This window comes from Synechococcus sp. R70.1 (genome assembly GCF_047461675.1).
Taxonomy (GTDB): Bacteria; Cyanobacteriota; Cyanobacteriia; order Thermostichales; family Thermostichaceae; genus Thermostichus.
The window spans coordinates 1-26305 of record NZ_JANSHR010000004.1; the positions used below are offsets into that span (position 1 = coordinate 1).

The 26305-nt window shown below is 60.5% G+C and carries 25 protein-coding genes and 1 riboswitch; of the genes, 15 read left to right on the forward strand and 10 right to left on the reverse strand.

Going from position 1 to position 26305, the window contains the following annotated elements:
- Nucleotides 1-162 precede the first annotated feature (162 nt).
- Nucleotides 163-289: riboswitch (cobalamin riboswitch) on the reverse strand.
- 81 nt (nucleotides 290-370) lie between these two features.
- The 3 genes from NW807_RS00335 to NW807_RS00345 form a co-directional block, all read right to left on the reverse strand.
- Nucleotides 371-937, reverse strand: coding sequence for a formylmethanofuran dehydrogenase subunit E family protein (locus NW807_RS00335; protein ID WP_414424960.1), 567 nt, complete (start codon nucleotides 935-937; stop codon nucleotides 371-373).
- A gap of 101 nt (nucleotides 938-1038) precedes the next feature.
- Nucleotides 1039-3636: a leucine--tRNA ligase gene (gene leuS, locus NW807_RS00340; protein WP_414424961.1), complete on the reverse strand. Its 2598-nt coding sequence runs from the start codon at nucleotides 3634-3636 to the stop codon at nucleotides 1039-1041.
- Between the two features lie 92 nt (nucleotides 3637-3728).
- The gene (locus NW807_RS00345; RefSeq protein ID WP_414396182.1) at nucleotides 3729-4619 is read right to left on the reverse strand and encodes a ferredoxin--NADP(+) reductase; all 891 of its coding nucleotides are present in this window, start codon (nucleotides 4617-4619) and stop codon (nucleotides 3729-3731) included.
- Between the two features lie 270 nt (nucleotides 4620-4889).
- On the opposite strand from NW807_RS00345, the gene NW807_RS00350 reads away from it, so the two are divergent.
- From NW807_RS00350 to NW807_RS00375, 6 genes are all read left to right on the forward strand, one after another.
- Nucleotides 4890-5897, forward strand: coding sequence for a phosphoribulokinase (locus NW807_RS00350; RefSeq protein WP_414424962.1), 1008 nt, complete (start codon nucleotides 4890-4892; stop codon nucleotides 5895-5897).
- A 40-nt stretch (nucleotides 5898-5937) separates the two neighbouring features.
- Nucleotides 5938-6669, forward strand: coding sequence for a 6-phosphogluconolactonase (pgl, locus tag NW807_RS00355; protein WP_414424963.1), 732 nt, complete (start codon nucleotides 5938-5940; stop codon nucleotides 6667-6669).
- Nucleotides 6670-6761: 92 nt separating this feature from the next.
- Complete coding sequence (locus tag NW807_RS00360; RefSeq protein ID WP_414424964.1) at nucleotides 6762-6953, forward strand: hypothetical protein; 192 nt, start codon at nucleotides 6762-6764, stop codon at nucleotides 6951-6953.
- 171 nt (nucleotides 6954-7124) lie between these two features.
- Nucleotides 7125-8279 (forward strand): homocysteine biosynthesis protein, encoded by a 1155-nt coding sequence (locus NW807_RS00365; protein WP_414405002.1) that lies wholly within the window; start codon nucleotides 7125-7127, stop codon nucleotides 8277-8279.
- 91 nt (nucleotides 8280-8370) lie between these two features.
- A complete protein-coding gene (locus tag NW807_RS00370; protein WP_414410016.1) occupies nucleotides 8371-8892 on the forward strand; it encodes a thermonuclease family protein in 522 nt (173 codons plus the stop codon).
- A gap of 50 nt (nucleotides 8893-8942) precedes the next feature.
- Nucleotides 8943-9596 (forward strand): cofactor assembly of complex C subunit B, encoded by a 654-nt coding sequence (locus NW807_RS00375; RefSeq protein WP_414424965.1) that lies wholly within the window; start codon nucleotides 8943-8945, stop codon nucleotides 9594-9596.
- Nucleotides 9597-9627: 31 nt separating this feature from the next.
- On the opposite strand, the gene bchI is transcribed toward NW807_RS00375, so the two are convergent.
- Nucleotides 9628-10686 carry a magnesium chelatase ATPase subunit I gene (gene bchI / locus NW807_RS00380; protein ID WP_414405005.1) on the reverse strand — a complete coding sequence of 353 codons (1059 nt, stop codon included), beginning with the start codon at nucleotides 10684-10686 and terminating at the stop codon, nucleotides 9628-9630.
- Nucleotides 10687-10959: 273 nt separating this feature from the next.
- Here bchI and NW807_RS00385 point away from each other — a divergent pair, with 273 nt between their 5' ends.
- Nucleotides 10960-11352 carry a DUF4168 domain-containing protein gene (locus NW807_RS00385; RefSeq protein WP_414424966.1) on the forward strand — a complete coding sequence of 131 codons (393 nt, stop codon included), beginning with the start codon at nucleotides 10960-10962 and terminating at the stop codon, nucleotides 11350-11352.
- Between the two features lie 112 nt (nucleotides 11353-11464).
- Complete coding sequence (locus NW807_RS00390; protein ID WP_414405007.1) at nucleotides 11465-12004, forward strand: DUF3611 family protein; 540 nt, start codon at nucleotides 11465-11467, stop codon at nucleotides 12002-12004.
- 111 nt (nucleotides 12005-12115) lie between these two features.
- Here the strand turns inward: NW807_RS00390 and NW807_RS00395 are convergent, their stop codons facing one another.
- Nucleotides 12116-12253: a photosystem II reaction center protein K gene (locus NW807_RS00395; protein WP_414396163.1), complete on the reverse strand. Its 138-nt coding sequence runs from the start codon at nucleotides 12251-12253 to the stop codon at nucleotides 12116-12118.
- A gap of 571 nt (nucleotides 12254-12824) precedes the next feature.
- Nucleotides 12825-13070, reverse strand: coding sequence for a photosystem I reaction center subunit PsaK (psaK, locus tag NW807_RS00400; protein ID WP_414396161.1), 246 nt, complete (start codon nucleotides 13068-13070; stop codon nucleotides 12825-12827).
- A gap of 315 nt (nucleotides 13071-13385) precedes the next feature.
- Between psaK and NW807_RS00405 the strand changes: the two genes are divergently transcribed.
- Nucleotides 13386-14363, forward strand: coding sequence for a fatty acid desaturase (locus NW807_RS00405; protein WP_414405008.1), 978 nt, complete (start codon nucleotides 13386-13388; stop codon nucleotides 14361-14363).
- 159 nt (nucleotides 14364-14522) lie between these two features.
- Here NW807_RS00405 and NW807_RS00410 read toward each other — a convergent pair whose 3' ends face one another.
- Nucleotides 14523-15215 carry a J domain-containing protein gene (locus NW807_RS00410; RefSeq protein ID WP_414424967.1) on the reverse strand — a complete coding sequence of 231 codons (693 nt, stop codon included), beginning with the start codon at nucleotides 15213-15215 and terminating at the stop codon, nucleotides 14523-14525.
- Nucleotides 15216-15287: 72 nt separating this feature from the next.
- On the opposite strand from NW807_RS00410, the gene NW807_RS00415 reads away from it, so the two are divergent.
- Nucleotides 15288-15590, forward strand: a complete 303-nt coding sequence (locus NW807_RS00415) for a DUF3082 domain-containing protein (RefSeq protein ID WP_414424968.1) — start codon at nucleotides 15288-15290, stop codon at nucleotides 15588-15590.
- Here the strand turns inward: NW807_RS00415 and NW807_RS00420 are convergent.
- Together NW807_RS00420 and NW807_RS00425 are read right to left on the reverse strand one after the other, a co-directional pair.
- Nucleotides 15486-17675: a transglycosylase SLT domain-containing protein gene (locus NW807_RS00420; protein ID WP_414424969.1), complete on the reverse strand. Its 2190-nt coding sequence runs from the start codon at nucleotides 17673-17675 to the stop codon at nucleotides 15486-15488. The two genes, NW807_RS00415 and NW807_RS00420, sit on opposite strands and share 105 nt — an antisense overlap.
- 69 nt (nucleotides 17676-17744) lie before the next feature.
- On the reverse strand, nucleotides 17745-19676 hold the full coding sequence (locus NW807_RS00425) for a S9 family peptidase (RefSeq protein WP_414424970.1): 1932 nt from the start codon (nucleotides 19674-19676) through the stop codon (nucleotides 17745-17747).
- Between the two features lie 137 nt (nucleotides 19677-19813).
- Between NW807_RS00425 and mnmH the strand changes: the two genes are divergently transcribed.
- The 5 genes from mnmH to NW807_RS00450 all read left to right on the forward strand — a co-directional run bounded on the left by mnmH (nucleotide 19814) and on the right by NW807_RS00450 (nucleotide 24888).
- Entirely contained in the window at nucleotides 19814-20929 is a 1116-nt protein-coding gene (mnmH, locus tag NW807_RS00430) for a tRNA 2-selenouridine(34) synthase MnmH (protein WP_414424971.1), read from the forward strand.
- A 105-nt stretch (nucleotides 20930-21034) separates the two neighbouring features.
- Entirely contained in the window at nucleotides 21035-22312 is a 1278-nt protein-coding gene (locus tag NW807_RS00435) for an MFS transporter (RefSeq protein WP_414424972.1), read from the forward strand.
- A gap of 29 nt (nucleotides 22313-22341) precedes the next feature.
- Complete coding sequence (locus NW807_RS00440; protein ID WP_414424973.1) at nucleotides 22342-23178, forward strand: SpoIID/LytB domain-containing protein; 837 nt, start codon at nucleotides 22342-22344, stop codon at nucleotides 23176-23178.
- Nucleotides 23179-23213: 35 nt separating this feature from the next.
- Nucleotides 23214-24311, forward strand: coding sequence for a chlorophyll synthase ChlG (gene chlG, locus NW807_RS00445; protein ID WP_414411980.1), 1098 nt, complete (start codon nucleotides 23214-23216; stop codon nucleotides 24309-24311).
- Nucleotides 24312-24447: 136 nt separating this feature from the next.
- Entirely contained in the window at nucleotides 24448-24888 is a 441-nt protein-coding gene (locus NW807_RS00450; RefSeq protein WP_414424974.1) for a hypothetical protein, read from the forward strand.
- Here NW807_RS00450 and NW807_RS00455 read toward each other — a convergent pair.
- Complete coding sequence (locus NW807_RS00455; protein WP_414424975.1) at nucleotides 24881-26260, reverse strand: MFS transporter; 1380 nt, start codon at nucleotides 26258-26260, stop codon at nucleotides 24881-24883. The two genes, NW807_RS00450 and NW807_RS00455, sit on opposite strands and share 8 nt — an antisense overlap.
- Between the last annotated feature and the right edge of the window lie 45 nt (nucleotides 26261-26305).

Consider the following 26305-nt stretch of genomic DNA (forward strand, 5'->3'; position numbering starts at 1 on the left):
GGTGACGGGTTGATTCAAAATCTCGGCGCTGAGGCCGGTATCCAAGACTGCTTGCGCCCAGACTGGGATCCCCAAAACCCAACTTCCCAGCCCAAGGCTGAGACCTAGAACTGTCTTTTTCATGTCAGCTCTTTGTTCCATGCGACCCGGAAGGGCTCTAAGCCCTGAGCTGAAGCCGTAGGCGGGCATCCTGCCATCACAGTTGCGGCACAGCGCCGGATTTGCACCGGACTTCCCCCATTGCTTGCCCTGGCTGATCCCCAGAGCAACCTAGCGGCACAGCTTTCTCCTTAGTCCTTCTGGAAAAAGCCGTGCTAGGCATCATATCTCTCCCGCCCTGGAGTTCCCATCCTGCTGGGGGGGATCGGCGCTAGGGTCTAATCGTGAGACGGAAAAGAGCCTCGTCGGCCATTTGAAGAACTTCCTGCCCCGCTGCCATAAGCCGTTCTGGGGGCAGCTCTCGGTACTTAGCAATAAACTCAGGCAAAACTTGAAACTCCACCCGCTTGCCAGTTTCTCGATGGATGACAACACTGCGCATTTTGTCTAGGGAGTCCACCTCCACCAGCTTTAAGTTCAGCTTGCCCAAGCTGGCTCCGGTGGCGGCGTGCAACCCATCCACGATGCAGGCAAAGGGAATCTGGAGCGGCGACTCGTGAATGACTTCCACCACAAAGCGACTTGGGGAGGTGGGGGGGAGGGGACTTGCCAAGCCCAGCTCCTTGAGAGCCCGCATCCCCATGCGATAACCCACCACCGCCCAGGGGCCAGCACCGCCGTGGATTTCGGTAACTCGCTGGGTGGCAGCCTCAAGGGCAGCCGGAGGATTGGCAGAGCTGCTGCTGGGGTGGGCCAGGGCAGGGATCCCGACCGCTAGCTGAATGGCCATCCACAGCAGAGGAAGCTGCTGCGGCTTGAGAACCCATCGCTTGCGCATAGGTGATCCAAGGGCAAGGAACAGACATCGGTTCAGTATCCTAAGCCCTGCTCCTGGGTCTTGCCTATGCAGGGGGGGAGGTTACCTGAGCAAACGGAGAGCTAGACAACCACGTTGACCAGCTTCTTCGGCACCACGACGACCTTCTTCGGCGTCGCCCCTTGGAGATACTTCTGGGCCGCTTCCGACTGCAGAGCTAGCCGCTCCTGCTCCTCCGGCGTGACATCGGCAGGGGCTTCAAAGGAGCCGCGCAGCTTGCCGTTGACCTGCACCACAATCGTGACCGTATCGGCCACCAGCGCCGCCGGGTCGTAGCTGGGCCAAGACTGGCGATGCACCGAGTCGGTACCGCCTAGGGCCTGCCACAGCTCTTCGGCAATGTGGGGGGCAAAGGGCGCCAGGAGCAAGACCAGGGTGCGGATCCCTTCTGCATAAACTGGCGAGTCCGGGATCCCCGCCTCGGCTAGGGCATTGCTCAGCTTCATCAGCTCGGCAATGGCAGTGTTGAACTGGTACTCCTCCAGATCCTCACTGACTTCCTTGATGGCCGTGTGGACGGCACGGCGCAGATCCCTTTCCGCCTTGGTCAGGGATCCCACCTCGACTTTGGCCTGCAAGGACGCCGTCCCGCCACCGCGACTGACAAAGTCGTACACCTGCCGCCAGACGCGGTTGAGAAAGCGGAACTGCCCTTCCACGTCGGCATCGTCCCATTCCAAGTCCTTTTCCGGTGGCGCCTTGAAGAGGATGAACATGCGGGCCGTGTCTGCCCCATAGTTGGCCAGCACCTCTTCCGGATCCACGCCGTTGCCCTTGGATTTGGACATCGTAGCGTAGATAACTTGCAGAGGCTCGCCGGTTTCGGGATCCCGCGGATCGTTGGGATCCTTAACCAGCGCTGTGGGGATCCAGCGATCCTTGCCGGACTTGTTGGGGTTGTAGTAAGTGCGCGCCTGCACCATCCCCTGGGTGAGCAGACGGGAGAAGGGCTCATCGAAATTCAGCAACCCCAGATCCCGCAGCACTTTGGTGAAAAAGCGGGCGTAGAGCAGGTGCAAGATGGCGTGCTCGATGCCGCCCACGTACTGATCCACCGGCAGCCAGGCGTTGACCAGATCCTTGCGGAAGATCTCGCGGTCGTTGCGGGGATCGCTAAAGCGCAGGAAATACCAGGACGAGCAGATGAAGGTGTCCATGGTGTCCGTTTCCCGGCGGGCCTCTGCGCCACAGGTGGGGCATTTCACCTTCACCCACTCCTCCAGTTGGGCTAATGGGGATCCGCCTCGCCCCGTCAGCTCTACATCTTCTGGCAAGAGCACTGGCAGATCTTCTTCCGGCACTGGCACAATGCCGCAACGGGGGCAGTGGATGACCGGGATGGGGCAGCCCCAGTAGCGCTGCCGCGAGATGAGCCAGTCGCGCAGGCGGTAGTTGACCTGCCGTTCCCCTAGCCCCTGCTCCTCCAGCCAGGCGATGGCCCTTTCCACACTTTGCCCTGGGCCCTTGCCCACCGGGATTCCGTTCAAGGGGCCGGAGTTTATCAACACCCCCTCCCCTGTCCAGGCCGCCTGCAGATCTTCAGCAGTCTCCACCCCACCCTGAGGCGGCTGCACCACCAGCTTGATGGGCAGGCCAAACTTGCGGGCAAACTCAAAGTCCCGCTGGTCGTGGGCAGGCACGGCCATGATGGCCCCTGTGCCATAGCCCATCAACACGTAGTCGGCAATCCAGATGGGGATGCGCTCTTGGTTGACGGGGTTGATGGCGTAGGAGCCCGTCCAGACGCCCGTCTTTTCCCGATCCTCAGCGCTGCGCTCGATCTCGCTGCGGGCAGCGGCCTCGGCCTGGTAGGCTTTGACAGCAGCCTGCTGCTCGGGGGTGGTGAGCTTCTCCACCAAAGGATGCTCCGGCGCCAGCACCATAAAGGTGGCTCCCCAGAGGGTATCAGGCCGGGTGGTAAACACCGGCAGCTCTTCCCCTGTTTCGGTTTTGAAGAGAACTCTAGCCCCTACCGACTGGCCAATCCAGTTCTCCTGCATGGTGCGCACCCGCTCTGGCCAGCCGGAGAGCTTCTCCAGGTCAGCCAGGAGTTGGTCGGCATAGGCCGTGATCTTGAGAAACCACTGCTTGAGGAGGCGCTTTTCCACCCGAGCCCCAGATCTCCAGGATCTCCCTTCCGCATCCACCTGCTCGTTGGCCAGGACGGTCTGATCCACGGGATCCCAGTTCACCGGCGCTTCCTTCTGGTAGGCCAGGCCTGCCTTGAAAAACTGCAGGAACAGCCACTGCGTCCATTTGTAGTAGTCGGGGGCGCAGGTGGTGATCTCCCGCTCCCAGTCGTAGGAAAGCCCCAGCCGCTGCAGTTGATCCCGCATCTGGGCAATGTTCTGGTAGGTCCACTTGGCCGGCGGGATCCCCCGGTCAATGGCGGCGTTCTCTGCCGGCAAGCCAAAAGCGTCCCACCCCATGGGGTGCAGCACTGCATACCCCTGCATCCGCTTGTGGCGGGCAATGACATCCGTGATGGTGTAATTGCGCACATGCCCCATGTGCAGGCTGCCGCTGGGGTAGGGGAACATCGACAGGGCGTAGAACTTGCGGCTTTCTGCTGTTAGCTCCGGCGTGCGATCCAGCCCAATTTCACGCCAGTGGGCCTGCCATTTCCTTTCAATGGCCTGGGGATTGTAGCGCGCGTCCACAGCTTAGGACTCCTGGAAAACCTTTTGCTCTGGGGAGCCTAGATACCAGCATTTTGGCATGCTTTGGCCGCTCCAGAAACCTCCGAGATCCCCTAGTAGGTTTCCTCGTTCCAGCGGCTAGCTTTCTTGAGCTCCTTCTGGAAGCTGCTCCAGTCTTGGCCTGCTTGTTGGGCTACGGCAGCCATGACGCTGTTGATGCCATCCTCCATCCCCTTGAGACCACAGATGTAGACGTAGGTGTTGGGTTTTTGCAGCATCTCCCACAGCTCGGCGCCGTACTCGGCCATGCGGTTTTGCACATACATCTTTTTGCCATCGGGGGTTTGCTGCTCGCGGCTGATGGCGTAGTCGACGCGAAAGCGATCCCCATGCTCAGCTTTCCAGGCTTCCAGGTCGCCCCGGTACAGCAGGCTGGAAGTGGTGGGTACCCCAAAAAACAGCCAGATCCTGCCTTGGTAGTTGGGATCCTCCTCGAGCAAATGCTTGATGAAGGCCCGAAAAGGAGCAATGCCCGTGCCAGTGGCAATCAAGATCAGGTTGGCGTTTGGATCCTCCGGCAGGAGGAACGTCTTCCCAGCCGGCCCCGTGATCATCACCTCATCCCCAGCTCGGAGATCGGTGAGGAAGCCCGAGCAGACTCCCACTCCCGGCTGGCCGGTTTCCTTATCCACGTATTCGGCCCGCTTCACGCTCAAGGAAACCGTGCGTCCCTCGCCATCGTCGCCGTAGCGGGTGGAGGCAATCGAGTAGAGGCGGGGCTTGTGGGGCTTGCCTTGGGCATCGACGCCAGGAGGAATAATGCCAACGCTCTGGCCCTCCAGGTAGCGGAAGTTAGGATCAGGTAGGCTAAGCACAATGTGCTTGGTTAGGCCAGGTGCCCCTTCCTCGACAAGGGAGTAGGTCTCCAAACATTGGCCAACTAGAGGGGCATTGGGGCGGTAGAGATTGACCACAACTTCTCGTTTTTGGGCGCTGGCAACCATGACTGGGATCTGCTCCTGGCAGTGGTAGCTACAGCAAACACCTTAGCAGGCTGCCTTTGCGGAAGGGAACTTGTCCTGTCAACTGGCGGCGTCTCCCTTGCCCATCCAGAAAAACGCCTGCACTGCCCAGGAAATGGTTTATCTTCTGCCAGCGCCAGCTTTTCCAGCCTCAGGCTCGCTTGCGGTGGAGCGTCTTGTGGTAATATGCAAAGCCATAAAGTTTTAGAAGCCTCCTTGCAGTTTTGCCCCGCCTATCCCCAAGGAGTTCCCATGGCAAGCAGTCCCGAACGCATTGTGATGATTGGTGTTGCTGGAGATTCTGGCTGTGGCAAGTCCACGTTTTTGCGGCGGCTGAGTGACTTGTTTGGCCGGGATCTCATCACCACCATTTGTCTGGATGACTACCACTCCTTGGATCGCCAACAGCGCAAGGAAAAGGGCATTACGGCGCTGGATCCCCGCGCTAACAACTTCGACCTCATGTACGAGCAGGCCAAGGCCCTCAAAAATGGCCAGAGCGTGATGAAGCCCATCTACAACCACGAGACGGGGACCATCGACCCCCCTGAGCGGGTGGATCCCAGCCCCATCATCGTCTTGGAGGGCCTTCACCCCATGTACGACGAGCGGGTGCGGGAGTTGCTGGACTTTAAGATCTATCTGGATCTGGCGCCGGAAATTAAGGTTGCCTGGAAGGTTAAGCGGGACATGGCAGAGCGGGGCCACACCTATGAGGATGTGCTGCGCTCCATCGAGGCCCGCCGCCCGGATTTCGAGGCCTACGTCGATGTGCAGAAGCGCTATGCCGATGTGGTGATTGAGGTGCTGCCCACCAAGCTTCTGCCAGAGCTGGATCCAGAGCACAAGGTGTTGCGGGTGCGCCTGATCCAGCGCGAGGGGGTGAAGTACTTTGACCACGTCTATTTATTTGACGAAGGCTCCACCATTGACTGGATCCCGTGCGGCAAGAAGCTAACCTGCTCCTATCCCGGCATTCGCCTACACTACGGCCCCTCCACCTATTTCGACCATCCGGTCTCGGTGTTGGAAATTGACGGCAGCTTCGACAAGCTGGAGGAGGTCATCTACATCGAGAACCACCTGAGCAATCTGTCGACCCGCTATTACGGCGAGCTGACAGAGCTTCTGCGCAAGCACCCCGAATATCCGGGATCCCGCAACGGCTCCGGGCTCATCCAGGTCATCGTGGGCTTAAAGCTGCGATCCCTCTACGAGAAAATCCAAGAGGAAACTAAGAAGATGGCGGTCGCTTCTTAGGGGGATCCCTTTGGCCCGGCTAAGGCAGTAGAAGGCACCGATGCAAGGGTTCCAGTTGGAAATCTGGCCGGAGGGGGCAGCTCTTTTCCGCCGGGCGGTGGAGATCTGGCAGGAGCAGGCTGCGGCGGCCATTCGTCAACGGGGTCGCTTTACGGTAGCTTTGGCAGGAGGAAACACCCCGCGAAAGTTGTATGCCGCTTTAACCCAGACGCCAGGGATCCCTTGGCAGCAAACCTGGTTGTTCTGGGGGGATGAGCGCTACGTTCCCCCGGATCACCCCGAGAGCAACTACGGCATGGTACGGCGGATCCTACTGGAGACGGTCGGGGTTCCTGCCTCGCAGGTCTTTCCCATGCCTACCCAGGCAGGGGATCCCTTGCGGGATGCAGCGGAATACGAGGCAACCCTGCGGCGGGTTTTCGGCAACGAATGTCCTGCCTTTGATCTCATCTGGCTGGGAGTGGGGGAGGACGGCCATACGGCTTCCTTGTTCCCCGGCACAGCTGCCCTGCAGGTGCAACACCGCTGGGTAACCGTGGGGCAGAAGGGAGAGGAGCCGCGCCTGACCCTGACCTATCCTGTCCTAAACCAGGCGGCCCAGGTGGTGTTTTTGGTTGCCGGAGCTAGCAAAGCCGAGATTGTCAAAAAGGCGCTGACGACGGAGGCCCACCTGCCCTGTCAGAGCGTCAACCCTAGAGGGCGGCTGCTGTGGCTGCTGGATGCGGCAGCGGCGGCAGAGTTGCCCCTGCCGGCAGTGGGCTTGCTTAGCTAGGCCCTGGCTGAGGATGGCCATTTGACTTGGATCACGGCTGTCTCCTCCTCCTTCTGAATTTCATAGGGGTAGTTGAGTTAGAGCGCTGCCCCATGTCCATTCGCCCAATTGTCGAATCGGTTCTCCAGAGTGCCTGCCTCACCCGCGAACAAGAATCCCAAATCTGCTATCTCCTCCAAGAACGGTTCTACGACGAATTGGATCTGGAGGCCCTTGACCGGCTAACCCTGGCTTTGCTGGAAGGGCAAGTCCACCTGGAGGGAGAGGAAAGCCGCGCTGCCTAGCCAGATCCTCAAGAAGCCCGATAGTTTGGCGGCCCGCCTGGCCTACCCTGCCCAGGGACGCCCTACCGCCACCGCTAGCAGCTTGCCTCCCTGAGGCCTTCTTGCCCATCTAAGCTATTGATAGCCATTCGAGAGCGCTGCCCCAAAGGAACGCGGACTGCCTGCAGTTATATGGAAAGAACTCTAGACGAAATTAACCGGCGGATTCTCCAAGGCCGGGTGCGGGTGTGGACGGCTCAGGAGGCCAAGGCCAAGCTAGCTACCCTTAGCCTTGAGGAGGCCTTCGAGCAGGTGGACGTGGTAACCACCGGTACCTTTGAGCCGATGGAGTCCTCGGGAGCGATCCTCAACCTAGGGCACACGGATCCCCCAATCAAGATTCGCCAGGCCTGGTTAAATGGTGTGCCCGCCTATGCCGGCTTTGGGGCTGTCGATCTCTACATCGGGGCGGCCCAGCCCAGTGAGCAAGCTGATCAGCCCTATGGAGGGGGCCATGTCATCGCCGATCTGGTTGCCGGCAAGCGGGTGCACCTGCGGGCCATTGGCCAAGTAACCGACTGCTATCCCCGCGCCGACTACGAGACCTTGCTGACGCGGGATCAGCTTAACCAGTTCTACCTGTTCAACCCCCGCAACGCCTACCAAAACTTCATTGTCGGCGTCAATGGCGGCGATCGGCCGCTGTACACCTATTTGGGCCTGTTGGAGCCCAACTTGGGCAACGCCATCTATTCCAATCCCGGCGAGCTATGCCCCCTGCTCAATGATCCTCTCCTGCGCCGGGTGGGGATTGGCAGCCGCATCTTTCTAGGGGGCGGCATCGGCTATATAGCTTGGGAAGGTACCCAACACTTTCCGCTGCAAAAGCGGCTGCCCAACCAAACTCCCATTGGCCCCGCAGCCACCCTGGCCTTGATTGGCGATGCCAAACAGATGCAAGCCGAATGGGTGCGAGGCTGCTACTTTCGCAACTACGGCCCCAGCTTGATGTTAGGGGTTGGGATCCCCATCCCCATCCTTTCCCCCAGCGATTTGGAGCCCATTGCCATCCGAGACAAAGATCTGGTGGCGCCCGTGATTGACTTTTCTATCCCCCGGCGGGTGCGGCCCACCTTTGGCCTGGTGAGCTATGCCCAGCTCAAATCCGGCTACATTGTCCTCAACGGCCGCAAGGTGCGCACTGCCCCCCTAGTTAGCCTGCGCCGCTCGATGCAGGTTGCCGAGATCCTCAAACAGTGGATTGCCAGCGGTCAGTTTACCCTTACCCAGCCAGTGGCTCCCCTACCGCTAGATCGGGAGTTCCTCACCCAAAATCCCTATTCATGAGAGAACCTTGGCTGGCAAGGGGTTGCCTAGCTGAGAGTTGCCGCTACCATTACGCCTTAGGTGTCCCTGGGGGAAGAGCATGTTCCGGCGTATGGCTTTTGGCTGGGCGGTGTTGGGATGGCTCCTAGCCCTGCCTGTTCTTCCCGGCCACGGGTTTGGAGAGCGGCGGGTTGTGCCTGACACCCCCTTCTACTTCGATAACCACTACTTTGATCGCTACCCCGAGGCAGTGGTGGTGGGTGTGGTCAATGGCGACACGCTGGTGGCGCAGATTGAAGGGGAGCAGAAATTGCGCTTGATCCGGCTGGCCGGGATCCAGGGCCTTAGCCCCCAGGAGGATCCTTTTTATCAGCAGGCGCTTGAGCTGATGCGTGAGCGCATCCTCCGCCGCACGGTCAAGCTGGAAGGGGATAAGCTGCTGCGCAACGTCGATGCCACTGGCTTGGTGGAAGCCTATGTCTGGCTGGAGGGCCAGCAGATGAACGCCATGCTGGTGCGCAACGGCTTGGCTCGCATCGCCCCCTACACCCACAACATCAAGTACGACAGCTACTTCCGCGGCCTGGAAAAAAGAGCTCGCCAAGAGCGCCTCGGCATCTGGAGCCGCCTCTAAGACCTTGGGTAGCTCTAGACTGGACTTAGCGCTAGACGTCTCTTCCTGCTTTGAGGCTCAAGCGAGATCCCAACCGCTGGCTGCGGCGACTGCCTTTGGTGGCAGGCGTTTTGGGCAGCATTCTCCTAGTCATCAACCGGCTGGCCTTTACGCCAGAACTGCTGGCCAGTCAATCCCGCTCTGACGCCTTGGGGATCCTCCTCAGCGCCGTCTTAATCCTAACTGGCCTTTTGTGGCAGCAGGTTCAGCCCCGTCCTCCCCAGGCCGCTCCCCTGCAGGGGAGTCCAGGTTGCGATTGGCATCCTGAGCTGTCTGAACGCGAAAAACTGGAGCTGGCCTGGGCCTCCCACACTCTCCTTAGCACTACCGCCGCCCGCACCGTGGTGATCTGGGTGGAGGGACGCACTCTGCTGCAGCGAGGGATCCTAGCTAGCCCTGGCCAGTTGCCCTCCCTACAGCCCCAAGGCACTCTGCAGCAGGTGTTGAAGACGGGGCAGCCGGTTTACCTAGGGGATCTGCGATTTTTCCCCGCCCGCGCCGAGTTCGAGGGCCTGTTGCCACCCGGATCCCAGGCGGTTCTCTGCCAGCCCATTGGCCAAAAGGGATGCCTTATCTTGGGCAGTGACAGGCCGCGCAGCTTCAGCCGCCAGGAGCAAGCCTGGATTGCTGCCATCGCCAACAAACTAGAAACCCTGTTTGCCTAACTCCCCCCTGGAAGAGGGATTGGGGGTAGAGCTAGGCAGCGCTCTCCAGGTTCACCTGAAACACCTCGCTAAAGGCCTTCTCGACCTTGTAGCCGGAGTCGATAGTTTCCAGGGGATCCTTGCGCAGGCGGTGGCGCAAGCACAAGCTAATCACCCGGCGAATGTCGGCAACAGTAACTTCCGTACGCCCTTCTAGAGCCGCTAGGGCCTTGGCCGCCCGGTTGGTGACGATATCTCCCCGCAGCCCGTCGACTTCCAAGGCCGCACACACGCCGGAGATCTTCAAGCGCAATTCGGGATCAATCCCCACCTGCGGCAATAGGTGTTGGGCTTTTTCAATGCGCTCCCGCAGGCGCTGCTGGGCATCGGCGTATTTGGCTAAGAAAGCCTGGGGATCGGCGTCGAACTGGCTGCGCTCTTCCACAATCTGCACTCGCAGGGCCGGATCCCGCACCGTTTCGATGCGGACAAACATGCCGAAGCGATCCAGAAGCTGGGGGCGCAGCTCCCCTTCCTCGGGGTTGCCGGATCCCACGAGCACAAAGCGGGCTGGGTGGCGAATGGAGATCCCCTCCCGCTCGACGGTGTTCCAGCCGGAGGCCGCCGCATCCAGCAGTACGTCCACCAGGTGGTCGTCCAGGAGGTTGACCTCGTCCACATAGAGGATGCCGCGGTTGGCCTTGGCCAGAAGCCCCGGCTCAAAGGCCTTCACCCCTTGAGAGAGAGCCCGCTCGATATCCAGGGTGCCGCAGACCCGGTCTTCAGTGGCCCCTAAGGGCAAGTCCACCATCGGCACCTGGATCCAGGTGGTTTCCAGGGTTTCTCCTGCCTGCAGGCGCTCCCACACCTGATCGCTCATCAGATCCCGCTGCCGCGGATGGCTGTTGAAGGGATCCCCTTTGACGACCTCAATTTGGGGAAGGAGATCGGCCAAGGCGCGGATGGTGGTGGATTTGCCCGTGCCCCGATCCCCCATGATCAGCACGCCGCCGATGCGGGGATCGATAACGTTGAGGAGCAGGGCCAGCTTCATTTCTTCCTGGCCAACAATGGCCGTGAAAGGGAAAACCGGGCGACGCTCCAAGTTCATAAAGCCACAACCAGCAATCCACCCTCATTATCCCCCTTCTGGGCTGTTCAAGGCACCAGCAGGAACCTTAGGGCCACTTTTTGGTCAAAAGAAGTAGGCGCTGGCGACAACTGGCGGTGGCTTGCCTGGGGTAGCTTGAAGCGGGTTGCAGACAAAAGCTACACCTAGGAGAAGATCCCAGCGACACCGGCAACGCAGTGATTGGGTGGGGAGATAGTAGCGGTGTTTGGTCAAGCAGGTCGGAAAGGAGGAGCGGCACTCTCGCTGGCAAGCGTGGCCCAGAAAGGGCTGGTGGGCTTGATCTGGGTTTGTACCTGGATCCCGCTAGTGGGTGTTTCCCTGGCCGTAGCCCAAACCCCTGCCACTCCCCTAGCTCTAAGCGATGAACAGGTTACCAAGTATGCCCGCATCGTCTTGGAGATGGAGCCCCACCGGCAGGAAGCCCAGCAGCGCTCTCAGGCCGCCGAGGATCCGGCCACCAAGGATCAAATCCGGCGGGAGTTCATTCGCACCGCCACCGAGATCATCACCCGCCATGGCATGACCGTGCCGGAATATAACCGCATCACCTTGTGGATTCGCTCTGAAGAAGGAAAAGAGCTCAAACAACGCATCGAGGCGGAAATCCTGCGCCTGCAAAGCAGGGACTCCCATCGCAAGCCCTAGCCTTCTAGATGACCCCACGGCTTGAGGTAGAGGCTTCTGCGCCGCGCCTTTCGGTGACGGGGGGCAGAGGATGGGGATAGGCTGGAAGCGGATAGAGAGCGGGGGAAGAAGGATGAGCGGACCCATGTCGCAGCTAGGAGGGGCGACGGTTGAGCGCATGCGGTCTCGCTTGCGCTTGACGCGCCGCTTTGGGTTCTGGTTTCAGGGGGTTCTGGGGGCAACGGCCCTGCTGCTGTGGCTTGGTTTTTTAATTGGCCAGAATACCGTCTATCGAGATGACTCGCTGGGGGCTACTATCGCCTTCTGGTTTACTCTGCTGACTTTACTCACTCTAGCAGCCGGCCTCTTCCTCAACTGGCGCTACTTGCTGCACGCAGAGCGCCGCTCAGCTTCCGCTACTGCCTCAGGCCAATTCGATTTGCCCAAGCAATTGCAGTTGGTTACCTACGTTAGCCTCATTGGAGCGTTCCTGGCTTTGATTGGCATGGAAGCCCAAGTCGGCGAGCTATTGGCACGCATTTTCGCCCGCACCCAGGCCAACCAGGTAACAGGAGTACTGCTCTTGGCTGCCAATATCAACGTCACCTTCGCCCACTTTGTCTGCTTGGCAGGAGTGCTCTGGATTACCGGTGTCCTTGACCGCGATCTCTGACTCCTCTAGAAGAGCTACTAGCCTGGGGCAGGGCATTCTGCAAAGACAACTAACCCCTCCGCGAGTGCAAGAGGGGCGAGCCGGAGCTACCGATTCCAGCCGACTGGGACTTTACTTAAAGCCCACCGCCGCCTGCCAGACAAAGGCAAGCAGGAAAAACAGAACGGGGATGATCGGCAAAATATCGACCAGTGGGTCGAACAGTTCATAGCCTTCTGGCAAAGCAGCCAGGAGCATCGTTACAGGCATGACACCAAACCTCACCAGGAAGGAAGTGGGACTAGAGAAACGAGTTCGTTAGGGATTTTCCTATTGGCTCCAGATCTTGGCTGGGTCGCAGTTTTCCTGAACCGCTCTGAAAGACTTATTCAACCCCGGGCAAAAGCAGACTTTCGCTCGGCGTTGAGGCTTTCTTCCTGCTTCCACGACCCGTGGCTAGTGGCAGAGTTTACCTCTACTACCCCGCCAGAGGGATCTCCACAGGCGTGACTTCCCCGCAAGCTGCAGGTAGTTGCTCCTTGCCCCCATAAGGCACACCGGCTAAAGACGGAGCCAACTTTAGCCTAGGCAAAACGCCTACCCAAGAAGATGTACCTGCTAGCCTACTAGCTCAGCCCATCTACGTCAAGGCAGAAGGTTAGTTAGGTCCGGTGAATCAAGGACTAGAGGAGAACCCTGAGGGCAGGAGTGCTTTCAAGAAGCTGCGTCGCCACCTTACTGGCAGAGCCATAACTAGGCTAGCACAAGGCGACTTGTCCTCGGTCGCGGCAGCAGTGCAGAGCGCTTGGCACGAAGGCCAGGGCTTGCGTTGCCATGCAACCTAGAGAACCCCCATGTTGGAGAGGCCCAAGATTACTCCTACCCCCAGTAGATGACCAAAGCTGGCAACTCCCAGGACTTCTGGCCAGGTCATCCCCAACACCGGTCCAGTTTCTGAAGCGACCCCCGAAGAGGACTTGAAGCTCAGGTATGCCAGTCCTGTGCAGAGCAGAATGATCACCGCGCTTAGGGGAGACCAGGGGCTGGTGTGAGCGGTTATAGCTAGCGGCGCAACAAGGAGCAGCATGGTTTTCCTCCTTGGCTTAGGTTAACCGCCCCCTAGATTACCCCTGTTTTGCAAGACTTAGAGGGATCCCCCCGCGATCTTCACATGAATTGCAATAGAGGCCGCAACAAAACCTCACAACAGTTCTTGCCGGGATCCCTGTCGGCGGCAGTTGGGGTTGGCGGGAAAATCAGGCCTGACGGGACAAGCTGAGCAGTTCTGTGCCGTATACTAACGAAAGTTAACAAAGCTTATCCCTGCCGCTTGCTGGGGTTTGGCGGGTTGCCTTAAACCATCCCCACCGTCTGCGCTGTGCACACTCGAGGATGGCTGCCGATGACTGCTGCTGTGACTCCGCAACCGGACTCCAGGCCTTTTACCTTACCTCGTGAGCTGCTGGGGCCGCCGCCAGAATTTTGGAATCCCACCCTATTGATGTTTCTAGGGTCTGTGGCGCTGTCAGCCGCCTGCTTTTGTGGGTATGCCTTTTGGCATTGGCCCCGCTGGTTGGTGTTCTGGCTAAACTTTGTCGCCCTCTATGTGTTGGGCACGGTAATCCACGATGCCTCCCATGGCTCAGCCCACCGCAACCGCTTTTTGAACGAGGCTATGGGGCATGGATCTGCTCTGTTGCAGGGCTTTGCCTACCCTGTCTTTAAGCGGGTGCATATGCAACACCATGCCCACGTCAACCATCCTGAAGACGATCCGGATCACTACGTCTCCACGGGGGGGCCGCTGTGGCTTATTGCGCCGCGCTTTTTCTACCACGAGGTGTTTTTCTTCAAGCGGCAGCTCTGGCGCAAAGGCCGCTGGGATCTGCTGGAGTGGGCTTTGAGTCGGCTAGTCGTGGTCTTGACCTTTGCCTTGGCCTTCCACTTCGGCTACACCGACTACCTCCTGAACTACTGGCTGCCCCCTGCTTTTATCATGGGGCTTCTATTGGGCTTGTTTTTCGACTACCTGCCCCATCGCCCCTTTCAATCTCAGGAGCGGTGGTACAACGCCAGGGTCTACCCTAGCCGGCTAGCCAACATCCTCCTGTTGGGACAGAACTACCATCTCATCCACCACCTCTGGCCTTCGGTTCCCTGGTACAAGTATCAGGCGGCCTACTGGGTGGCTAAGCCAGAGCTGGACGCTCGCAACTGCCACCAAACTCTGGGCATTTGGCGAAAGGGTGAGTTTTGGAGCTTTCTCTACGACGCCCTAATTGGCCTGCACTGGCACAAGCCTGCCCCTGCGGCTGCCCAGGCCAAGTCACTAGGAGCGTCATCCTCTGCGGATCCTCAGCAGGGCGAAGAGGCCGATTGAGAGGGTCTTGCCCACGCCCGGATCCCTCAGTTGCTGCTGTTTGTCGAGGCAGCTAGCTTGCTGCAGGACGCCGGCCAAGCCGTTGTGGGCGCAGGTGCGCGGGTCCAGGGTCCGGCGGCACCGCTATCGCGAAGGCAAGCCAGCATGGGCTCGATCCCGCTAGAGGGAGATCTTGGCATAGGCCTGGCCAGCCTCTCGGCGCAGCTCTTGGGCCCGTCGAAACAGCTCTTGCCCGGTGTGCAGGTGGCGGTCGTCGAAGTTAAGCGGAAAATGGCTCAGCTCCTCCAGAGCATCTTCCAGGTGGTTGAGGGCGTAGTAGAGGCAGGAAGCCACTTTCCCCAAGCTGCTGGGGTTGGGAAGACGGCGAAAGAGCTGCTGAGCTTGGGCCAATTTCTGCGCGCATTCCTCTAGGTATAGGCCAAAGGCCGCCAGCAACTCGGGATCGAAGGGATCGGCGGACAGAGCGTTTAGCTGGGGTTTTAGGGAAGCCAACAGAGATCCCAAGAGTCGGTTCAGGGGGGTGTAAACCTGCCGAATCCAGGCTTCGCGGAGGAGGGCTTCTTGGCTGACCGTCGGCGGCGGGGAGGCTATCGGCTGAGAGCGGCGCCAGGTCTGGCTGGCAAGCAGTTGCCGGTCGTATTCGCGGCGGGCTTGGGGATCCCGGAGCACGGCGTAAGCGGCGTTGATCTGGCGGATCCGCTCAGCAGCGGCCTGATCCTTTTTGGCTAGCAGACTATCGGGGTGGTAGTACTTGACCAAGCGGCGGTAGGCACGCTTGATCTCGGCTGCCGTCGCCTGCATGGAGACTCCCAAAACCTCGTAGTGGGAAACCGCTTCCAATCCGCTCCCCATCGTCTTCCGCTAGCGAACCTTCACATTCTACGCCGGAGCCTACAATAAAGGTGAGCTCTCCCGTGTTGCCCCATGTCTTCCTCCTCTCCGGGATCCCCCCATCCCCTCAGCGCTCTCTTGGGGGCCACCTTTGCTGCCGGCCTAGGCTACGGTTTCCTGCAATTGCTGCTCTCAATGCTGGCCAAGCTGCCGCCTGTTGATCTAGACAGCGGATCCCTGGCATGGGGAGTCGGCATTTTGGTGCGCTACCTGTTGGTGGGCTCCGTTTCTCTAGTTGCCTTCATGTTTGTCATGGTGGGCTTGGGGCTGGCGGCCTACTCGGTGCAACTGCTGAGGGAGCAGCTGACCTCTTCCCGGCACCGGTCTAGCCTCTAGCTGGAGCGCGCTGGCCAGGGTGCGTCCTTCCCGCGTGTAGAGCTGCCAGTAGTTCCAGTAGTTGCCGAACACCGCCTTGACATAGCCGCGGGTTTCGGCAAAGGGGATCTGCTCCACAAACTCGTCGGGATCCTCAAAGCCAAATTGGCTCAGCCACTTGGCGACGTTGCCGGGACCGCCGTTGTAGCTGGCCAGGGCCAGCAGGGTGTTGTCTTGATAGGCCCGGTGGGTGTAGTCGAAGTACCAGGATCCCAGGCGAAGGTTGTCGGCAGGGTTGGTGAGGCTGTACTGGGCTAGGCCAATTTTTTGGGCAATCCAGCGGCCGGTGGCAGGCATCACCTGCATCAAGCCCAGCGCTCCTGAGGCCGAGACGATCTCCGGCTCAAAACGGGATTCCTGGCGAATCAAGGCCGCCACCATCAGGGGATTGAGGCTAAACTGTTGCGCCCAGTGGGCCAGGCCAGGCTGGGCATAGGGATCCCCCTCCCACCTGTTCTCGGGGCTGGCGTAGTAGTGCAGCGGGTAGAGGGCCTGCCAGAAGTCTTGCCGTTGCCTTAAACTCTCCAGCAGCGGATCCGCCTCGGTGCTAAAGCGCAGGGCAGCCACCTGGTTGATGCCCCGCAGGTGCTCGCCGGCGTTGTTGCGCAAAATGCCACTTGCAAAGCGCTCGGCCACACTCATCTGGCCCGCATCCCGTTTCTGCAAAGCCATTTCCCCCTGCCAGCGCTCCCAGGCCAGTTGGCTAGCGCCGAGCAAATGCAGGGTCTGGGTAGCCTCGGAAACAGCAGGCAGAGGTTGGCGAACCGGCTGGAAATCCACTTCAACCCTTTGGCGCCCGCTGGAGAAATCTCCTACTGGCCAGCCCAGTTGCGCCACCGCCCGCCAGCCGTAGTAGGTGCGAGGAAATCGCTGCAGCACCTGCTGATAGGTTTGCCGCGCCGCCGCCATGTCCCCCAGTCGTTCCCACCATTTGCCTGCCCAGTAAAGTAGTTGCGCCCCCATTTCCGTATCCCGCTGCGCCAAGCCAATCGGCTGAGCCACAGCAATAGCTGCCCTCAGGTTGCCCGCCTGCGCCTGGCGCCAAGCCACTGTCCAGGCGGCGTTGGCTGCTGCTTCGCTGGCCGGGAAGCGCTCCCAAAGAGCCTGCCGCACCGCTTGGGCCAGCTGGGGGCTGTTGTTGCGCTCATGAAGCTGGCTGAGGCTGAGGAGAGCCTCTGGGGCCTCTGGATCCGAGCCGGATCCCACCTGGCGAAGTAACTGGATTGCCGTCGGCAGGTCGCTCAGCTCGGCCAGGCGACGCCGGGTGAGGGAGGCCTCTGCAACGTTGGGAAATTGCGCCAGTAGCGCTTGGTAGGCGGCCCTGGCCTGGGGAAACTCCCGCGAGATCTGGTGGCTGCGGCCCCAGCGGTAGAGGTTCCGCGAGGTGGCAGGGGCGTACCTGTAGGCGCGGGCGGCTTTGCCGTACTCCCGTTGCTCCCAGTAGGCATCAGCCAGGATCTGCCAGTCGGAGGCCGTGAGGGATCCCTCTTGGGCTTGCCGCCAGCGATCCAAGAGGGGGGTTAACCCAGGGGTTTGCGGGTGATGTTGGGCCAAATCCCGCAGCAGGTCATAGCGGTTGGGATCCTGCTCCAGCAAGTGCTTGAGGGCGCGAGCAGTCAAGGGGTGGGTGGGAAATTGCTGCCGCAGTTGCTCCACCTGGCCCATTCCCCAAAGAGCATAGGCGGCTACAGGACTGTGGGGGTACTCCTGCAAAATCTTGGGCCACCAGACCCTCTGGGCAGTTTCTCGATCCCCCAGCTTTTCGTAGGCCTGGGCCCTAAGCTTCCAAATCTCATCGGTTAGAACGGGTAGCTTCTCTTCCAAGCCTTGCAAGTCCTCCAGGGCCGCTTGGGCTTGGCCGGCCTGCAAAGCTCTGTAGGCGCGCAAAAAGGCCGCGCCAGCAGTCGAGCTCAGGGGTGCTGGAGGCACTGCTGCCATCTCGACAGGTTCTGCCCAGGTGTAAAAGCCCCAAAGGGCACCGCTCAGCGCTCCGCCTGCTGCCAAAGCGCCAACAACCCATCGCCTCCAGCGTCCTCGGTTGCTCATTGGGATCCCCATGCCTTTACGATACTCAACGGCAAAGTCTCGAGCTCCTTACCGGCTGGGAGCCGGTCCTCAAGGGGAAGCGCTCCAGTTTTTGATCGCAACTGGCTCGATGGGCTCTGCCAGGGGAAACCCCAGGATCTGGGCATAGAAGTAAAGCTCTGCCTCCAGGGCCCGTTTGAGGTTGGCTGCCTGGCGAAAGCCGTGCTGCTCTCCAGCAAAAGGCACGTAGGCCACTGGGATCCCTTTGGCCTGTAGGGCAGCCACCATCCTCTCCGCCTGGTTGGGAGGGACGATAGCGTCTTCCAGGCCCTGAAAGAAGATAACCGGGCAATTGAGGTCCTCTAGGTGGTAGATGGGAGAGCGTTCCCGGTAGAGATCCTGCCGCTCCGGGTAAGGACCGATGAGGCTGTCGAGGTAGTGCGACTCGAACTTGTGGGTCTCTTTGGCCAAAGCTTCCAGGTCGCTGATGCCATAGTAGCTAGCGCCGGCCTTAAAGACGTTGTGAAACGTCAAAGCCGCCAGGGTGGTATAGCCGCCAGCGCTGCCGCCGCGAATGAGCAATCGCTCCCCGTCCACCCGGCCTTGTTGGGCCAGAAACTTGGCCCCGGCGATGCAATCTTCCACGTCCACCACGCCCCATTGGCCCTTGAGGGCCTCCCGGTAGGCCCGCCCATAGCCGCTGCTGCCGCGGTAGTTGACATCCAAAACGGCAATCCCGCGGCTGGTCCAGTATTGGATCCCCAGGTCGAGCACGGCTGCCGTCGCCCCTGTGGGACCACCGTGGCTTTTGACCAAAAGAGGCGGCTTCTCGCCGGCAGGGGCCACGAAGTCGGGGTTCTTGGGAGGATAGAAGAGGCCGTAGGCCACTGCCCCGCCTGAGGTGGGAAAGGCGATGGGTTCGGGGATCGACAAATACTCTGGATCGACTGCCACATGGCTGGAGCGGGCCACCACCTCCAGCTGTCCAGACGGCAAATGCAAGCAGACTAGGGCAGGGGCTTCGCTAGGGGAGGCGGCCAGAAAGGCAGCTTTTTCGCCGCTAACTTGGAGGTTGTGCAGCTCGGTGTAGGACAAGGGGATCTCCTGAAGCTCTCCTGAACGGGGATCCAAAAGCGCCAGGTGGCAGAGCCCCTCTTGGCGATAGATGGCCAGGATCCGCCCGTCCTCACAAAAGCCGTAAGTGCTCAAGCCAAACACCCACTGGGGTTCTCCAAACTCGGCTTCCATAGGGCAGAGGGGAAGGGGGCCCTGGGGATCCCAGCGGTAGAGGTTCCACCAGCCGCTGCGGTCAGAAACCAAGTAAAGCTCCCCCTGCGGCGACCACTGGGGCTGGAAGATGGACTCAGCCGGGCCGCCAGCCAGTTTCTGGGGCTCTCCCAAACTGCCGTCGGGGGCAACCTCAGCCCGCCACAGCTCCGTGCCGTCCCAGGGCATCTGGGGGTGATCCCAGGTCAGCCACACCAGGGCTTGACCGTCTGGGCTGAGCCGCGGGCTGGCGTAGAAATCGTGGCCCCCGGCCAAAACCTGCTGAGCTCCGCTTTCAAGGTCAATGGCAACCAGCGTGTTTTCTGGCTCTCCCTGGCGGCTATGATCCTCGCGCACACAGAGAATGCGCCGGTGCCTCCTGTCCACCACCCCGTCGGCATAGCGGTAGGGGCCAGCTTCGGTGAGGGGCCGGATCTCCCCCGCTGGAGACAGGCAGTACAGCCGTTGATCGGCAAAGTTGCAGAAATACACCACTCCCTCAGAGACCCAGTAGGCGCCGCCGCCGTACTCGTGGACTCGCGTGCGCACGTTAAAAGGCTCCGGCGTCAGCTCCTCCACCTTTCCGTCAGCCAAGCGCCGCCTCAGGACGTTGCGCCCTTTTTCCTGGGGCCGGCCCTCGATCCAGTAGAGATCCTGCCCTTCCCAGGCCGGTTGTCCCAGGCGCAGGGATCCGGCTACCACCAAATCCGCGCTAATCGGGGACCGCCAGGATCCATAGCCAGCCTGTTGCACCATCTCCCCCTCCCTGCCAGCGACACGCTAGACCAAGAGCTCTATTATGGCGGACGCAAGGGATCCCTGCAAAAGGGGGTATTCTACTGCTCCCGTAGGCAGAAATCTGTCAGGATCGAGCAAGAGAGAACCTCACACCTGTGGCTGCTCCCATTCACGTTACCGCCGAGCCCTGGCTGCACACCTACAGCGAGATTATCGACGTGCGCTCGCCAGCAGAGTTTGCTGAAGACCATTGGCCAGGGGCCATTAACCTGCCTGTGCTTGACGACGCGGAACGGGCGGAGGTGGGCACGCTCTACAAGCAGGTGGATCCCTTCACAGCCCGCAAGCGGGGGGCCAGCCTGGTGGCCCAGAACATCGCCCGTCACCTGCAAACCCACTTTGCCGACAAGGACCGGGACTACCACCCCCTGATCTACTGCTGGCGGGGAGGACAGCGTTCGGCCAGTTTGGCCTTGGTGTTGTCCCAGGTGGGCTGGCAAGTAACCGTCTTGCAAGGCGGGTACAAAACCTACCGCGCCTGGGTGCGTCGGCAACTGCAGAGCTTGCCCCAGCAATTTACCTACCGAGTGCTCTGCGGGCCAACGGGGAGCGGCAAAACCTTGTTGCTCCACTATCTCCATCAGCAGGGGGCCCAAGTCCTGGATCTGGAAGAGCTGGCCTGCCATCGGGGATCCCTTCTGGGGGCCGAGTGGGGGAAGCCCCAGCCCAGCCAGAAGAGCTTTGAAAGCCAGTTGGTCCAGGTCTTCCTCAAGTGGGATCCCGCTAAGCCAGTTTGGGTGGAGGCAGAGAGTGCCAAAGTGGGCCAACTCCACCTGCCCCCTGCCCTTTGGCAAGCCCTCACCCAAGCCGACTGCATCGAGGTGCAGTTGCCCCTAGAAGAGCGCGTGAAGGGGTTGATTGCCCACTATCCCCACTGGATAGCCCATCCCCAGGCGCTCAAGGAGAAGTTGCTGCCCCTAAAAGCCCGCTATGGCCAAGCGCGCCTGCAGCGCTGGTTTGAGCTCATCGACGCCCAAGACTGGCCGCAGTTTGTCCGGGAGCTGCTGCTGCAGCACTACGACCCCACCTACCAGCACGGCCTACAGCGGAACTTCAATCGTATTCGGGCTCGGCTTGAGCTGCCTGACCTCTCCGAGACCACCCTTAAGAAGGCTGCCACCTACCTCCTCGAGGGGCAGTTTGAGGTTGGCCTGACGGGGATCCCTGCACTTCAATCTCCCAGCCCGCCTCTAGCCTGGATATTAAGATAAGTAAAGTCAGCACCCAAAGAATTGTCTGGGCCTGAGCGTCAAGGGAGGCTTGCCGTTGGTGCAGAAGTCTCCAGGGGTGCCCCTCTAGGTTTAGCAGGAGTGCATGTGAGGAAAGCTGGGCAGCTCCAGTCAGCGCAGCGACGCAACTTGGGCGTCCTGTTCGTAGCCGGCTTGCTCTTTTGGGCCAGTTTGTCCTCGCTGCTACCCACCCTGCCCCTCTATGTCCGGGATGCCGGCGGCACTAGCCAACAGGTGGGCTTGGTGATGGGATCCTTCTCCTTTGGGCTGCTAGCCTTTCGGCCTTGGTTGGGGCGCCTGGCAGATGGCTACAGCCGTCAGATTGTGCTTCTTATCGGCATGGGGGCAGCAGCAGTGGCTCCCTTGGGGTACTGGCTTTCGGACTGGATCCCATGGGTAGCGCTGGTGCGGGCCTTCCATGGAATTAGCATTGCTGCTTTTGCCACTGCCTACGTGGCTCTGGTTGCAGATCTTGCCCCCGAGGAAAGACGCGGCGAGATCCTAAGCTTCATGAGTTTGGTTAATCCTCTGGGTATTGCCATTGGTCCCGCTTTGGGGGGCTTCTTGCAGGAACTGGCTGGCTATGGGCCCCTATTTTTCTTCGCTGCTTTGCTGGGAGGGGTGGGCTGTCTCTGTACCTGCGCCGTCCAAGAGCAGCGGCGGGGACAAGGGGGATCCCTGGCCTGCAAGGGGGCCTTCTGGAGCCTTTTGCTTCACCCAAAGGTGTGCTCCCTCACGGGAGTGATGCTGCTGGTGGGGTTGGCCTTCGGCACCCAAACAACTTTTGTGTCTCTGTTAATGCAGGAGGCTGGAGTTCCCTTGAATCCAGGTCTTTTCTACACGGCAGTGGCCTTTGCCAGCTTTGGCGTGCGCCTGCTCACGGGTCCCGCTTCCGATTGCTACGGGCGGGGGCCGTTTATCGCTCTCAGCTTGGCCACCTATGCGCTGGTTATGGGAGTGCTGCTTGTAGCCAACAGCGCTTGGGCCTTTCTGGCTGCTGGGATTGGGGTGGGATCGAGCTTTGGCACCCTGATCCCGCTCATCTCTGCCCTTGTAGCCGACCGCTCTGAGCCAGCAGAGCGCGGGCGCCTGTTTAGCCTGGTGATGTGTGGGTTTGACTTGGGCGTGGGCCTGGCAGGGCCCATTCTCGGCACCCTGGCGGTTGGGTCTAGCTATCGAATCCCGTTTGGCTACGCCGCTCTCCTGGCCTTTGCCTCCTGGGTCTGTTTTGTCTGCTTCTGCAACGGCAAGCTGGTCTCCTCCCTGCGCTTTGCTTTAGGTTGGGAGCCGGATCGCTACAGGTGGCAAGACAAGTCCCCTCAGCGGGATCCCGCTAACTTTCCCTCGCCTCTTGCCCTATCCTAAGCTGAGGTGGCTGGAGAAACCCTAGCTAGATGAAAGCACGGCGTTGGCTTGCCTTCCTCGGATCCCTGCTGCTGGGCCTCTGGGGGGGAGAGGTGGAAGGCGCTTGGGCGGTAACGGTGCGGGTTCAGTTGGCTGATACCACCACTCCTTTGGTGGTGGGGGTTTCTCTGCCTGCCCGGCTGACCAATGGTCGCGGAGAGGTGTTGGCAGATCTGCCGCCCCTACGGGGGTTTTGGGCCCGCCCCAGCCGCCGGGGGGTACAGCTGCACGAGGCTGTGAGTCCAGTGCTGTTCATCGAGCCGCCGGAGGGGGGTCTTGTGGCAGTCAACGGCCGCTGGTATTCCGGCAAGGTGCTCTTGATGGGCTACAACCGCGTGCAAGCCATCAATTACGTTCACCTCGAGGACTATGTGGCCAGTGTAGTGGAAGCTGAAATGGGAGCCCGCTTCTTGCCGGAGGCCCTGAAGGCGCAGGCGGTAGCTGCTCGCACTTATGTCCTCTACCACCGCAATTCCCGGCGCTGGTTTGATGTGTTTAGCGACACCCGCTCCCAGGTGTACCGCGGCCTCTCGCAGCGCTCGGCAGCCGCCCTAGAGGCAACACGGGCTACCCGCGGCGTGGTCTTGGTGTATGGAGGAAAGTTTGTCAATGCCATGTACAGCGCCAGTGCCGGAAGCCGAACTGTGGGAGTGGACGGGATCCCTTACCTGCAGAGCCTGCCGGACTTTAGTCCCTACCCCAAGTTTGGCCATGGCATTGGCATGAGCCAGTGGGGTGCCCAGGAATTGGCCCGCCGGGGCTGGAGCTACCGCCAAATTTTGGCCTACTACTACCCAGGCGTTAGACTTGCCCGCTTGCCAGACTAAGACGTTCCTTGAGGTCTTTTGAGGGAAGGGGGGAAATGCTGCAGAATAGGGATGGCTATCCCCGCTTAAGTTTGCTTGCGCACCTCACCATGAACGAAACGACTTCCTACGATCCAGCCACAGCGGCCCCTGCTGGGGATCCTGCTGCTCCCAAAACTGCCGCGGGCTCTGAAAAGGGATCCCTTGGCCGCCGTCTCCGCCAATTGCTGGGCATGAAGGGGGCGGAGGTAGAGTCTCGCTCCATCTGGCAAGTCCACCTGCAACTGATGAAGCCGGTTACCTGGATCCCGTTGATGTGGGGCTTGATCCCGGGAGCGGCTTCCTCTGGCCACTTCACCTGGACTTGGGAGAACGTGGCGCTAGTCTTGGCGGGCATGGTCCTAGCCGGCCCTCTGATGGCAGGTTACACGCAAACTCTGAACGAGTACTATGACCGCGACATCGACGCCATCAACGAGCCCTACCGCCCCATCCCTTCCGGGGCCATTTCCCTGCGGCGGGTGGTCATCCAAATCTGGGTGCTGCTGATCCTGGGACTGGCGCTGGCCTATGCCCTCGACTGGTATACTGGCCACCCCTTCCCGGTGATTACCAGCATTGCCCTGGGGGGAGCCTTGCTGGCCTACATCTACTCGGCGCCGCCCCTGAAGCTGAAGCGCAACGGCTGGCTGGGCAACTACGCCCTGGGCGCTAGTTACATCGCCCTGCCCTGGTGGACGGGCCACGCTCTATTTGGCGAGCTGAACTGGACGGTCTGCATCCTAACCCTCCTCTACAGCTTGGCGGGCCTGGGGATTGCCGTGGTCAACGACTTCAAGAGCATGGAGGGGGATCGGCAGTTTGGCCTGGCCTCGCTGCCGGTGATGTTTGGCGCCATGGGGGCGGCCTGGATCGCGGCGCTGATGATCGACCTGTTTCAGCTTGGCATGGCCGCGTTTTTGCTGGGAGCTGGTCTAAAGCTCTACGCTGCGATTTTGGTGCTGCTCATTCTCCCCCAGATCACCTTCCAAGACATGTACCTGCTGCGGGATCCGCTGAAGAACGACGTGAAATACCAGGCCAGTGCTCAGCCTTTTTTGGTATTGGGCATGCTGGTGGTGGGGCTGGCGTTGGGCCGCTCAGGGCTATGGTAGTCAAGCTAAGGCGCCCATTCTGGCAACCGAGGTGACGGTTTCTGCCCTAGATTGCCCCCGCTGTCTGGGCCAAGATCAAGCCAGGGATCCCGCTGGGATGAACAGTGGGATGGCCTCGGGCCAAAGGAGGTGTTCGATGAAGCTGTTTCTTCCCCTCCAACTTAGCCTGAGCCTGGCTTTGCTCTTGGGGACTGGCGCTCCTGCCCAGGCACAGCGGATTGTCATCGACGAGCGTGGGATTGTTGTCGAACCCAGCCCAGGTGGCCTGCTCATTCCCAACCAGCCGCTTTTTGCTCCGATCCCGACCGGGGGAGCTCCTTTTTCCATCGATGCAGAGGGCCAAGTGGTCTCTGCCCCTGGCTATCGCTGCAGTGCCGCTACCGCTGCCGACAACTCTCCCATCCTCTGCCGCTCCCAGTTCAACCCTAGCGAGGTGGTGGTGTACGAGCGGGATGGCCGCCCCAACACCCTCTTTGCCGACAACGTGATCCGGCCCACCGGCAGCGGCCTGCGGATTCTGCCCAACCCTGGGCCAGGGCAGTCCTCCGGCAGTGGCCTACGCATTATCCTCAACTAAGAGGCGAGGAGCGTCCAGCCCGTCTTGCTTCCAGTTCCTGCAGGATCTGCCGATGGCGCTGCCGGGTAATGGGGTAAAGCCACACTAGCCAAATGCCGCCAATCAAAGCCACTGCCGGCAGGGGGCCGATGGCGAGGCGGATGGCCAGCAAGGCTGATTCGGGCTGGGAAGGAAGAGGCTCTCCAGCTACCGAAGGGATAAAGCCAGCCCAATCTAGAACTTGCCCCAGGAAAAACAGCCCCAGCCCCAGGCCTACCTTTTGCAGGAACACCATCAAGGCATAGAAGATCCCTTCCCGCCGCTCCCCCGTTTGCAGCTCGTCCAGGTCAATGACATCTGGCAACATCGACCAAGGCCCGAGGTAGGCCGTGGCTGAAACCCCTGCTCCTGCCAACAACGCCAGCGCAATCATGAGCCGCTCCTGGCCGGGCTGTAGGAAGAACAGGCCTGCCTGCGCGATCAACCAGAACCCCGCCCCGATCAGGTACATGGCGCGCTTGCCTAGCCGGGCGCTCAGTCGCGTCCAGGCAAACAGGGTCAGCACGGCAGCGCTCTGAACCGCCAGCACCACCAGGGAAATCCACACCTCGGGCAAGCCCATCCAGAAAACGATGAAGTAGGGGATGATGGTGGCCGTAAACTGAAATGCCAGCCAGGAACACAGGTAGATGCCGCTTACAAATAGATAGGGGCGGTTGCTGAGGGCCACCCCCAACTGCTGGAGCAAAGGCAGCGGATCCCGCCAGGACTGATGCCGTTCCCGCACCCCCCAAAAACAGAGCACTAGAGGCAGAGTGGAGATCACCCCAAAACAGCTCCCTGCCAGCAAATGCCCACTAGCTCGATCCGGCAGCAGGTTAACCAAGAGGGGAAAGGTGGCCACCGCAACCATGCTGCCCCCCACCGAGAAAGCAAAGCGGAATTGGTTAAGCTGGGTGCGCTCGTCGTAATCCTGGGTCAGCTCCGCCGTCAGGGAGGCATAGGGGATGTTGGCAGCCGAGTAGAAGGCGTTAAACAGCAGCGACACCGCCAGGTAGTAGGCAAACAGAAGCCCAGTTCGACCGGGAAAAGGGATCCACCACTGCGCTACAAAGGTTAGGCCAAAAGGGATGGCTGAAAACAGGAGCCAGGGGCGGCGGCGACCCCAACGGCTGCGAGTGCGGTCGCTGAGGAGGCCGATGATGGGATCGTTGATGGCATCCCAAAAGCGGGTGAGGGCGGAGATGCTGCCGGCCAAGCCTGCTGCCATGCCGACGGTGTTGGTGAGAAAGGGCAGCAGGAAAAAAATGAGGATACTGGCCGTCATGCCCGTGCCCAGATCCCCCACCCCGTAGGCCAGCTTTGTCTGCAGGCTGAGTTGTTGTCTGGTCATCATCCCCCCTGGAATGCCAGGATTCCAGTGTAGGGGGTATGGGGA

Bases quoted from the DNA above. Each gene is read 5' to 3' on its own strand.
- pgl (WP_414424963.1), top strand. From the start codon at position 5,938: ATGCAAGGGTTCCAGTTGGAAATCTGGCCGGAGGGGGCAGCTCTTTTC.
- NW807_RS00345 (WP_414396182.1), bottom strand. From the start codon at position 4,619: ATGGTTGCCAGCGCCCAAAAACGAGAAGTTGTGGTCAATCTCTACCGC.
- bchI (WP_414405005.1), bottom strand. From the start codon at position 10,686: ATGAACTTGGAGCGTCGCCCGGTTTTCCCTTTCACGGCCATTGTTGGC.
- NW807_RS00410 (WP_414424967.1), bottom strand. From the start codon at position 15,215: ATGGGGAGCGGATTGGAAGCGGTTTCCCACTACGAGGTTTTGGGAGTC.
- NW807_RS00450 (WP_414424974.1), top strand. From the start codon at position 24,448: ATGAAGCTGTTTCTTCCCCTCCAACTTAGCCTGAGCCTGGCTTTGCTC.
- NW807_RS00420 (WP_414424969.1), bottom strand. From the start codon at position 17,675: ATGAGCAACCGAGGACGCTGGAGGCGATGGGTTGTTGGCGCTTTGGCA.
- NW807_RS00350 (WP_414424962.1), top strand. From the start codon at position 4,890: ATGGCAAGCAGTCCCGAACGCATTGTGATGATTGGTGTTGCTGGAGAT.
- NW807_RS00395 (WP_414396163.1), bottom strand. From the start codon at position 12,253: ATGCCTGTAACGATGCTCCTGGCTGCTTTGCCAGAAGGCTATGAACTG.
- NW807_RS00365 (WP_414405002.1), top strand. From the start codon at position 7,125: ATGGAAAGAACTCTAGACGAAATTAACCGGCGGATTCTCCAAGGCCGG.
- chlG (WP_414411980.1), top strand. From the start codon at position 23,214: ATGCTGCAGAATAGGGATGGCTATCCCCGCTTAAGTTTGCTTGCGCAC.
- NW807_RS00370 (WP_414410016.1), top strand. From the start codon at position 8,371: ATGGCTTTTGGCTGGGCGGTGTTGGGATGGCTCCTAGCCCTGCCTGTT.
- NW807_RS00455 (WP_414424975.1), bottom strand. From the start codon at position 26,260: ATGACCAGACAACAACTCAGCCTGCAGACAAAGCTGGCCTACGGGGTG.
- psaK (WP_414396161.1), bottom strand. From the start codon at position 13,070: ATGCTGCTCCTTGTTGCGCCGCTAGCTATAACCGCTCACACCAGCCCC.
- NW807_RS00335 (WP_414424960.1), bottom strand. From the start codon at position 937: ATGCGCAAGCGATGGGTTCTCAAGCCGCAGCAGCTTCCTCTGCTGTGG.
- NW807_RS00425 (WP_414424970.1), bottom strand. From the start codon at position 19,676: ATGGTGCAACAGGCTGGCTATGGATCCTGGCGGTCCCCGATTAGCGCG.
- NW807_RS00440 (WP_414424973.1), top strand. From the start codon at position 22,342: ATGAAAGCACGGCGTTGGCTTGCCTTCCTCGGATCCCTGCTGCTGGGC.
- NW807_RS00360 (WP_414424964.1), top strand. From the start codon at position 6,762: ATGTCCATTCGCCCAATTGTCGAATCGGTTCTCCAGAGTGCCTGCCTC.
- NW807_RS00405 (WP_414405008.1), top strand. From the start codon at position 13,386: ATGACTGCTGCTGTGACTCCGCAACCGGACTCCAGGCCTTTTACCTTA.
- NW807_RS00390 (WP_414405007.1), top strand. From the start codon at position 11,465: ATGAGCGGACCCATGTCGCAGCTAGGAGGGGCGACGGTTGAGCGCATG.
- NW807_RS00415 (WP_414424968.1), top strand. From the start codon at position 15,288: ATGTCTTCCTCCTCTCCGGGATCCCCCCATCCCCTCAGCGCTCTCTTG.